The 766-nt window shown below is 78.3% G+C and carries 1 protein-coding gene; it reads left to right on the plus strand.

Annotated features, from left to right (window positions below; translation table 11 throughout):
- Positions 1 to 108: 108 nt before the first annotated feature.
- Complete coding sequence (locus Q6969_RS16060; protein WP_317231333.1) at positions 109 to 504, plus strand: VOC family protein; 396 nt, start codon at positions 109 to 111, stop codon at positions 502 to 504.
- The last annotated feature ends 262 nt before the right edge of the window (positions 505 to 766 follow it).

Raw genomic sequence — 766 nt, forward strand, 5'->3', positions numbered from 1 at the left:
CGCCGACGCCCTGGCGGCGACGCGCCTCCTGCGCCGGGCCGACCGGCGGCTGGGCCTGCGGCCCGCCGTGTTCCTGGCGGAGCACGCGGTCGCGCGGCGGCGCCCCGCGTGACGCCCGCACGCGGATCCCTGCACCACGTCGAGCTACAGGTGCGCGACCTCGACGCCGCGCTCGCCTCCTGGGGCTGGCTCCTCGGCGAGCTCGGCTACGCGGAGGAGACTCGCTGGTCCGCCGGCGCCACGCTGCGCCTCGGCGACGCGTACCTCGTGATCGCCCGCGCTCCGCGGGACGTCCCGCACGACCGCCGTGGAGCGGGCCTCAGCCACCTCGCCTTCCACGCGGGGTCCGCCGCCGACGTCGAGCGGCTCTGGGTCGCGGCGCCGGAGCACGGCTGGGCGCACCTCTACGTCGACCGCCACCCGTTCGCCGGGGGGCCGGACCACCGCGCCGCGTTCCTCGAGGACGGGGAGCGCATGAAGGTCGAGCTCGTGGCCGACGCCTGACCGTCGATCATCTGACCGCTGACCGCTGACCGCTGACCGCTGACCGCTGACCGCCTGACCCCGACCCCGCCCACCCGCGGCGGCGCCGCCTGCGACCTGAGTCGCAACCCGGGTGCCGACTCCCGCGCCCTGTGCGGCGGGCGTCGACCGGGGAGCGTGGGATCCATGGACACGACACCCCGATCCACCGCCCCACGCCCCGCCCCGGACGGCCGACGCGCCCGCGCTCCCCGCGGCGCGCGCCGTCCGCGTCGACTCGCCG

Source organism: Clavibacter sp. MX14-G9D (genome assembly GCF_032917815.1).
GTDB lineage: Bacteria > Actinomycetota > Actinomycetes > Actinomycetales > Microbacteriaceae > Clavibacter > Clavibacter michiganensis_K.